Origin of the sequence: Pseudoflavonifractor sp. 60, from assembly GCF_009911645.1 — a bacterium.
GTDB lineage: Bacteria > Bacillota > Clostridia > Oscillospirales > Oscillospiraceae > Lawsonibacter.
On sequence record NZ_QWKI01000004.1, the window covers coordinates 132,509 to 141,975 of the forward strand.

The 9,467-nt window shown below is 54.6% G+C and carries 7 protein-coding genes and 1 pseudogene; 6 read left to right on the forward strand and 2 right to left on the reverse strand.

What is annotated here, in order from left to right; genetic code table 11:
- Positions 1-271 precede the first annotated feature (271 nt).
- Positions 272-685, forward strand: a complete 414-nt coding sequence (locus D1646_RS01390) for a hypothetical protein (protein ID WP_160634700.1) — start codon at positions 272-274, stop codon at positions 683-685.
- Positions 686-1,116: 431 nt separating this feature from the next.
- On the forward strand, positions 1,117-1,611 hold the full coding sequence (locus tag D1646_RS01395; protein ID WP_160634701.1) for an HTH domain-containing protein: 495 nt from the start codon (positions 1,117-1,119) through the stop codon (positions 1,609-1,611).
- 273 nt (positions 1,612-1,884) lie between these two features.
- On the opposite strand, the pseudogene D1646_RS01400 reads toward D1646_RS01395, so the two are convergent.
- A pseudogene (locus D1646_RS01400) lies at positions 1,885-2,245 on the reverse strand (hypothetical protein); the annotation flags it as partial.
- Between the two features lie 297 nt (positions 2,246-2,542).
- Between D1646_RS01400 and D1646_RS01405 the strand changes: the two are divergent.
- The 3 genes from D1646_RS01405 (at position 2,543) to D1646_RS01415 (ending at position 4,884) form a co-directional block, all read left to right on the forward strand.
- A complete protein-coding gene (locus D1646_RS01405; RefSeq protein ID WP_023347654.1) occupies positions 2,543-3,430 on the forward strand; it encodes a replication initiator protein A in 888 nt (295 codons plus the stop codon).
- Positions 3,431-3,455: 25 nt separating this feature from the next.
- A complete protein-coding gene (locus tag D1646_RS01410) occupies positions 3,456-3,764 on the forward strand; it encodes a MobC family plasmid mobilization relaxosome protein (protein ID WP_023347653.1) in 309 nt (102 codons plus the stop codon).
- A gap of 403 nt (positions 3,765-4,167) precedes the next feature.
- A complete protein-coding gene (locus D1646_RS01415) occupies positions 4,168-4,884 on the forward strand; it encodes a LytTR family DNA-binding domain-containing protein (protein WP_160634702.1) in 717 nt (238 codons plus the stop codon).
- Between the two features lie 41 nt (positions 4,885-4,925).
- On the opposite strand, the gene D1646_RS23595 is transcribed toward D1646_RS01415, so the two are convergent.
- A complete protein-coding gene (locus D1646_RS23595) occupies positions 4,926-6,704 on the reverse strand; it encodes a GHKL domain-containing protein (protein ID WP_160634703.1) in 1,779 nt (592 codons plus the stop codon).
- Between the two features lie 1,018 nt (positions 6,705-7,722).
- Here D1646_RS23595 and D1646_RS01425 point away from each other — a divergent pair.
- Positions 7,723-9,467, forward strand: a 1,745-nt coding sequence (locus D1646_RS01425) for a YDG domain-containing protein (RefSeq protein WP_160634704.1), incomplete at its 3' end; no start/stop codon positions are given.

Sequence of the window (9,467 nt, forward strand, 5' to 3'; positions counted from 1 at the left end):
GCAAAGTTGGGCGTGGAGCCGCGAAAGCTGCTCAGCCATGTACTGGATTACCGGATCAACATTTGATGAGACCCCCAAAGGCATCCTGACTTCCATCAGAGATTGCTTCAAAAAGTAAAGTATACAATATGGATGGGTGATACAATATGGCTAACATTCATACTTTCACTCACCTCTGGCCGAAATAAATTCCTACCCGACAATACGTCTGCTTGTACTTCTGGTTCCTGCCTGATATACTGTAGACATCATAAAAGAGAGAGTTGATATCATGCCGCTTTCGGACACAATTACAAAATTGGTAGTCAACGACTACTTAACCCCCAACATCAGGGCAGAGGTCATCCTGGACACGTTACTTACGGAGTATATCACACAAATCATCAAAGACCAAATGGGACTCAAAGTCGGAGAGCTGTCCTTTCTGACAAAAGAGATGTCTATCTTTGAACTTGGAAGCGCCAGCAATCTTGGAGCGAAGATCGACTATGTCCTTGCTGATTCAGATAATGTCTACCTGGTTGAACTGAAAGCCACAGACAGCAGTATCAATGACAAACAAGTATCCCGTTACGCTTTGCTTGCAGAGGGAGAACCGAGTTTCGGGAAAGTGCTGGGAGGGCGTTTGCTTGATATCTTAGAAGGTGTGTTTCCTATTGCACTGAACCGTTCAGAGGAGAACTGATCGAGACCGTCAATCCGAAGGTCATCGTGCCTATACACACCGAGCGGGCGGACGAATTTGCTACCATCCCCGAATTTGCCCCCTATAAGGACCGTGTAAAGGTCCTGAAAGACGGGGAACCCCTTAACTTGGACGTGCTGTAAAAGGCGCGTATCCAGAATACGACAATACGTTTGTCTTATTCAGAGAAGGCAATATGTTATACTGCCATCAGAACGCCGACGAATATAGGATGAGGATTGGGATATTCTTCTTCCGCCGGTCTATCAGCACCTCAGCAATATACAGACAGCGTGGTTCTCGCCAAAAAAGGATGATTGCTGGGGCGCCTTTCTTTTGTTCCGCAAAAAAGGATTTTGGGAGTATAAGAATCGATGACTTGTCGATGATGGAGAAGATGAGGACTGAAGGAAATTACCAAAACCAGCCGGGTGCTGTCCGTCTACCACCTATTTCTAAACTGTGAGGAGGTTTCGTTTCAGGAGTTTACGCTGAATTTTGGCGTCAGCCGGCGCACCGCCCTCCGGGATATCCAGCTGCTGCGGCAGGCTGGAGTCCTGGGGGTTCAGTGGGACAGAGCAAGGAAAGCCTTCGTGCCCGTGACACTGGAGCCCTTTCCCCTGGAGAACCAGGAGAACCAGACCCGGCAGAAGTATCTGGAGAAGCTGCGGCGGCTGTGTATCCTCATGTGCCGGATGAGCTGGGAGGACTATGAAGACGGTATGAACAAGGTGGAGCTTTATCGGGAGATTTTGCCGGGCATCCCCGACCGCACCCGCCAGCGAGATTTTAAGGAACTGGAAAAACTGGGCTACAGTGCCTGGTACGAACCGGGATATGACGATGAACCCGGGCGGTGGTATTATGAAATTCCCAGCACCTACGGACTGAAAACAATTCCGCAGCTGAAACCGATGGAGTGCTGAGAGGAGATGTTTCATGGAAAATATTGAGAAAACAATGGAATCCATCAACGGAACAGTATTTCTCTATTGCGCGCTCAAGGATGAAAAAAACATTTCCTTCTATGACCGTGTTGTCCCTGTCCCAATTATCTAGGCTGTCTTTCGCAATTACCTAAGATGTTATTTATAATGTATAGGGGAGCCGCCTGCTGGCGGCCCCCATGGGTGCAAAGCGGGGTGCGATCAATACCCGGTCTTGGGCAGAGGGGTGGGCTTGCCATAGACGGTGGTGACCTAGCGGGAGATGGCCTGCACCTAGACCCCGTTGTACACGCCGCCCACATCCGCGATGTTGACGAAGCTGCTCCTGGCAGACAGGCCGGCGATGGCGGTACACTTGATCTGGGGCTTCTCCACCTGGGCGAAGCCAGCGGGGGCCTGCCCGAACACAACCATCACTTCCGTCACCCGCTCATTGGCTGCGAGGCCCAGAGCGGCGGGGGATGCCTGCAGGGTATAGTTCTTCTGCGTACTCAGGTTGTCCGCCAGGGTCCGGTACTCGCCGCCGTTCACCCGGTAGGTGATCTTATTACACGCCGGGGAAGTTGTAGGTCCCGGTGACCACAGTGTTCAGCCGCACCTGGGCGGGAAGGGTAATAGCGATAGGTAATCCGCCGCTTTTACCGTTCTCATAAGAGAGTGGCAGTCAGAGCGGATTTTCCCCCGCTTCGCACCGTGCATGCGATTTTCACCGCACACGGCGCTCCATCAATGCAGATTGATTGTTGCGTGTAAGGTCAGTACGCATAAAGGACAAGCCAAAAAACAACATATAATAAGGCAGTTACCGAAAAAGCAAACCTTTGTGACAAAATGAAACAAGCAGAAAAACGCACGATTTGACAATCAAAGTCAATCGTGCGTTTTTCACTTTCAAAAAGGAGGGCAATCTATGCCGAGCGTAACTTTATCAGACTATTTTTGCGGCGATGAAGAAATACAGTTTTCACACTTTCGCATCCCCCGCCAGCTTATCACCCATCCTCATTTCAAGCCCCTGTCCACTGATGCCAAGCTACTATATGGTATGCTACTGAACCGCATGAGCCTGTCCGCAAAAAATGGCTGGCACGACAACACCGGGCGGGTTTATATTTACTTCACTGTAAAAGAAGTCTGCGAAGCCATAGGCTGCGGGCGAAACAAGGCCATGCGGTTATTGGCAGAGTTGGATACCAGCAAAGGAATCGGCCTGATTGAGCGCGTCAAGCAGGGCCAGGGCAAGCCGGACAGGGTTTTTGTCAAGCGGATCACTGTACAGGAAGATACGGAGGCACCCGGCCAAGGCCCTGCCGCACCCATTTCATCGGCTGATTTTTCCGACATCCAGAGGTCGGAAAAATCGACTTCAAGGCGTCGGGAAAATCGACCTCTTGAGGTTTCAAATGCAAACCCAAGTTATATTGATAAAAACCAAACTAATTTTATCCATACTAATCAATCTATCTATCCCCCTACCCCCATCGCGGAACGACTGGAGATGGATGGATACGAGTTAAGAGAGGAACGCAGATCAAATAGTACGTATTATGAGCATTTACAGTTTTTCTACTGTTCAGCACGATGTTGGGGAAATGCGTCTCACCGTGAGACGCATTACTTTTGTGGAAAAAACGCCGTTAAAAAAGGAATCACCTACCCAGCGGCACCACAGCGGACAGCGCCGCCAAAAGGCGGTGCTGTCCGAGCAAGTATGTCATTTGTTAAACACAAACGACCCTTGTTAGGGGGCACACCCCCCTTAAAACCCCCAGTCTACGGAAAATACGTCTCACCGTGAGACGCATTATAAAAAGGAGACTGCCATGCGAAAACGCGAACATTTTATCGGCCTATGGTTGGATGATATAGAATATAGGCATTTACTGAAACAATGTGTCCTGTCTGGCCTCAATGCCAGCACCCTGATCCGGCACAGTATTATGGACGTAAACATTCAGCCGAAGCCACCCGACACCTACGCCGCCCTGCTGCGGGAGTTGTCGGCAATCGGGAACAACGTAAATCAGATTGCATATTGGGCCAACGCCACCAAAGGCAGCGGAAAAGCAGAGATTGCAGAAGCTGTTGCGTTAGTACAGCGGGCGTGGCGTTTGGTGAAAGAGATGCTGTAACATGATAAAGCGTCACAATGCGGGGTATGCCCCCTCAATGTGCCAGATTTTACACCACCGTCCTTTGTCCGTCAAGGCCAAGACGAGCCGCGCCGGACGCAAGCGTCCGGCGCGGGCCTTGACAGCCAAAGGCCGTCGGTGCTTTTGGTGGTTAAGGGGGACATACCCCAAAACCGGCTTGCGCCGGTTTTTTCGTTATGGGCAACGCCAGCGTTTCCCGGAACGTGCGGCGGTTATCGTCAGGCAAAGGCGGCGGGCGCTTATGCGCCCAGGTATCCCTATAAATGCGTCTCACCGTGAGACGCATTTTCAATCCCTCGGATAGCAGGCGGCGATGCCCTTTGACGGAAACACCGAAAACTGCTATAATGATACTGACAATTTTGCGGGGAGGTGACTGCCTATGTACCGTATTGCGATATGCGAGGACGAGCCGCTGATGGCGCAAGAAAATGAAACTATGCTCTGCCGTATTCTGGAGAACCGCCATTTCCGGCGGGATATTGACTTTACCGTTTCCAGCTTTTCCACAGCGGGGCCGCTGTTGACCGCTCTGCGGAACCAGCCCGCGTCTTTTCATCTGCTTTTGTTGGATATTAGGCTGGCGCAGGAAAATGGCGTGGAGCTGGCCAACTATCTGCGGGAGTCCGATATTGGCTGTTCCGTCATCTACATCACCGCCTATACGGAATATATGGAGGACGCCTTTTCTACCTATACGCTGGGGTATTTTTTGAAGCCGGTGGACGAGAAACGGTTGGCAAAGGCCATCGAATGGGATCTGCGGAAAAACTACCGCCCGGAGCAGATCGCGCTGCCCGTCAACGGCGGCTTACGCAAGGTAATGGTCCAGGATATTCTCTACGCGGAGGCGGTCAACCACAAAGCCGCCGTGTATCTGCCGGAAGAAGTCATATCCGTCAACCTGAGCTTTCGGGCGTTGCTTTCCCATTTGCAGGGGGACACGTTCTGCCGCTGTCACAACAGCTTTGTTGTTAATTTGAAGCACGTCCATAAGCGAACCGCGCGGGGATTGCTTCTGGACACCGGAGCAGAACTGCCAATCAGCCGCGCCTATCAGCAGGAGACTACCAAACGATTCGTCGCTTTTATCCAATAGAAACCGCCCTCTCTGTGGATCGTCACAGAAAGGGCGGCTTTTTAATCTGGCATTTGCAGGGCGGTAGCAACGGAAAAGGCATTGTCCGGGAATTTCAGCAGCAGCTCGCTTTGATACTTCCGCGCTATGGTCTGAACTGCTTTCAGGCCGTAGCCGTGGGCGGACTTGTCCTCTTTCGTTGTGCGGCACAGGTCACGCTCCGCGTCATAGTCCACTGGAACAAAGCGGGAATTTTCCACCCCGATATACAGATGGACACCCCGGATATGGAGATCGACCCGAAGCCATTTCCGAACCCCCTCCGGGGCCAGAGCGTTGGCCTCCAGCGCGTTTTGCAGTAAATTCATCAGCACCATGCAAAGCTCCGTGTCCGGGAAGGGCAGCGTTTCCGGTACGTCGATCCGGCGCTCCACCTCTACGCCTTGTTTCTGTGCCCGCGCCAGCATGACCGTCAGCACCGCATTGATCGCCGGATGGGGCGCGTAAGTCAGAGCGGGAATAGAGGACACATCGGATGCCAGCTCGCTCAGATAGGCGTCCAGCCGCTCCGTCTCTCCCGCGCAGGACAGGTTTTGCAGGACCAGATAATGATTTTTCACCTCATGGCGCAGCTCCCCCAGGGCGGCGGCGCTCTCCAGCACGGTGGCAAGCTGCTCCCGCGTCAGACTTTCACGGGCGGACAGCACCTGCAATTCCGTTTCCTGTTCGCTTCTGCGCCGGATGTAGGCCGCCGCGCTCTCCAAAAAGCATAGGGCCAGCAGCAGGCTGTTCCAGTAAAACAGCTCTGTGTCGATCCAAAGAATCGGGTCATCCAGGAACGCCCGCAGGATGGAGGCATGGGAACCTGCCCGCCCCGCCGGGAGCATACTCAGCAGTACAATGACCACAGCACACCCTCCCAGCCAGGGCAGGAAACGACGGAACACAGGATTGCCGTCCCGGTATTCCAGAGCGGAACAGACCGCCAGGGCGGCGATGGTAAAACAGAACATGATCCCGGCGTGGACGGCAAAATTGGAAAAGAGCGGGAACACCGTCTGAAATCCCGCCACAACCCAATAGACCAGCGCGGGCAGGACGGCGAAAGGCGCAAAGACCTTTCGCCGTTTTTTCATCCCAAGCATCAAATACAAAGCTGGTGCGGCGAACAGGAGCGCACGGGACTGGTACAGCGCCAGCCCGTAGAGCGCGGGCGGCAGGCTGAACAGGGAGAAGTTTTGCAGATAGAAGTACGCCGTCTGGCCCAGGGCGGCGGCGCAGAGCAGCAGTACCGGCCAAGGCCGGGTCCCCTCCAGCCAGCCATACAGGAACAGGCCCAACGTCAGCAGAAAGACCGCCCCGAACACGGCGGCGGGAAAGGCGCGGAGGCTGGTATCCGCGCGGGCCTGTTCGTTGAGCAGAACGCTGTCCAGGAAATACAAGGACGGCTCCGGGTCCTCCTCCCCCTTGTCCATAATGAGGGTGAGGGTCTTGCCCGCCCACTCCCCAGGCAGGGTCACATACAAGCGGCCCAGGCCCGCCGGGAGCTGTTGAAACGGCGCGCCGTCCAGCCGCAGCTCCGCCGCCGCAAACAGTTGCCGAATCTCCAAAATCGGGCGCAGTTTTCCCGCCTGTGCCGGGAGAGTATATTCCAGCTCCAGCGGACCCGCGTAGAGGTACAGCCCCTCCAGCTCCGGCGCACCGCTCACGGCCTCCGGCGTCAGGCGCACAGGCTCTTGATTGGGAACTGTCTCCATTGCCAGCAGCCACACCAGCCCCGCCGCGCACAGCAGGAACAGGCCCATTGCCAGACAACTGGCCCACCGTTTTCCGATCCGCATATTCCGCCCTCCTCAATCCTGTTTGCACTTAGCGTAACCGGGAAAATTGCCGCTGTCAAGGGGCGGGGGATGTTAATTGGTAGCAAATCCTGCATTCTGGTCGAGCGGTCTTGTTTTTTTAGAAAGTTTTGTGTATGTTGTGAAATAGAAAACTGCGGCGAAAATGGATTAAGAAAGGGGTGCGCCCCTTTCTCAGTCCCCCCATGGGGGAACTAAATTTCCTCTGCCGCATGAGGAGGCATACTGCATGAAACGCAAACTATTCAGCATCATCACCGCTCTGGCCCTGTGTTTGGGGGTTCTGCCGGGGACGGTCCAAGCAGCGAATAAGACACTTACAAAGCCGCTGGATTTTACCAACATCGGAGAAGGGGAAGGCCAGACCCCGGCGGAAGGTCCTGGATATCAATTGGAAGGAGATGCTCAGAGCGGCTACACCCTGACACTGGACGGATTATCCTTGAATGTTACAGAATACACAGAGGATTGGAAATGGCGGGAGCGTACAGCGATCTTACTGCCGTCGGACGGCCCGGTCACTGTAGTATTGAAGGGGAAAAATACCATATCCGCAAGCTCTGCTTGGAACGATGAGCGCGCGATTTATGCCAAAAGCGCCTTTGACCTTACGGTAGAAGGCACCGGAGAGTTGGAGGCCAACGTGGCAAATGAACCGGTTTTTCTAGGCATGCCAAGCGTAAGCGGCAGTAATTCAGGCAATATGACAATAAGAGGCGTAACCATAAGAGGGAACACCATCGGAGGCGGTATTTTTTGCAACAAAGGAAACATTACCATTGAAGATGCCGCAATCATGATCTCCACACAGGGTACAAATATTTGCGCAATTCATACTTTGGGGGACATAGTAATCAAAAATAGCGATGTCAATCTTTCGTGTGCAGAGTATCCTGGAATCAATGGGGGGAACATCAGCATAACGGGAGGAACGTTTACAGCCTCTGGAGGCATCTACGATGGCGCGCAATACCCAGCAATAAACTGTGCAAAACTCACGGTGAATGGACTGATTGTCATTGAACCAGCCGGAGGAACCATAGGAGAAACAACAATTCGAAATAGCGACGGGTCTGCGGCCGCTTCCGTAAAACTCGGCTCAGTAACCCTCAACATTCCAGCAAGTCCCCCCACCTGTACCTACGGCGATACCGACACGCTCAAGGTGACGCTGAGCACCACCCCCGCTGTCACATCCACTGTGGAGGTGTTCAGCGGCACGGCCAAGGTGGGCGAGGGGAATCTGAACGAAGAGATTACCATTGATACCAGCGGTTTGCCCGCCGGAGACGCGACGCTCACCGCAAAACTGCCAGACGGTCTGGGGGAAAAGGAATTTACGGTAAAGGTGAACCCCAAGCCCCTCTCTGTCACCGGGGCCGCGGCCGCGGACAGGGCCTATGATAAAACAAATGAGGTATCCATCACTTCCGTAGACTTGGGCGGCGTAAAAGCGGGCGATACCGTCTCGGTGAACACCGCCGGTCTCAAGGGCACGATCACCGGCTCCGACGCGGGTACATATTCGTCCGTCACTCTGCCCGAATTGACGCTGACCGGCACGTCAGCCGGAAACTACATCCTGACCCAGCCGGACGGAGCGGTAAGCACCAGCGTGACCATCTCAAAGGCCAGCTACACCGGAAACACAACCGGCGGCAGCGAGGGCAGATTTGGCGTAACCAAGACCTTTGATTTGAAGGACTTGCTTCCGGCAGGGTATGTGCTGGGGGGAATCACTGTGTCGGATGATAACGGGATTTTTGTGGATACGCCCACTGTGGACGGCACCGTACTGACTTATAAGCTGGTGAACGAGGAGGAAAAGGTGGGCAAAACCGGCACGATCACCATTCCCGTAATGGAATCCACCAATTACAACAGTTTTAGCTTGACTATTACCGTCACTGTGAAGGATAAGTTTGTGCCCAACTTGACCATCGACCCCATCACAGTCATCTATAACGGTGAGCCTGTCCCAAACACAGCCATCCGGGGCACAGCGGTGTCGGAAGGGGTCTCCGTCCCCGGAGCTTGGAGCTTTGCTGGCGGGCAGGAGCTTACCGCCGTGGCCGACAGCGGCACAAAGAACGTGATCTTTACGCCCGTGGACGGTGAGAACTATGCGCAAGCCACCGGCGATGTATTGGTGACCATCAACAAGCTCACGCCCAGCCTGACCCTCACGCCGTCCCCGGCCACCCTGCCCAACGGCGGCACGGTGACGCTGGCCCTCTCCGGTCTGCCTTCTGGCGGTTCGGCCACCGTGACCTGTTCGGATGAAACCATCACTGTGACAAAGGGGAGCGGCGATACTTGGACGGCGGAGCTGCCCGCTGGCGGAGCGTCCTACACCTTTACCGCCACTTACGCCGGGGACGGGAACCACAACGGCGCGACAGCAAATTGCACCGTCAGCGTGGAGAAGATCACGCCGGTGCTGTCCCTGACAGCCTCCCCGGCATCCCCGCTGATCGGCGGCGGCACGGTAACGCTGACCCTCTCCGGCCTGCCTGCCGGCGGAATGGTTTCCGTGACCTGCTCTGGCGGCATCACCGTGACAGCGGGAGCGGGCGGCACTTGGACGGCGGAACTGCCCAACAGCACCGCAGACTATACCTTCACGGCCTCCTACGCAGGAAACGACAGCTACCACGGGGCAAACGCGACCTGCACCGTGGAGACAAAGGAAGTGGTGATCCTGCCGAATCCGCCCGCTGATGATGGCAGCACAAAATTCCAGTT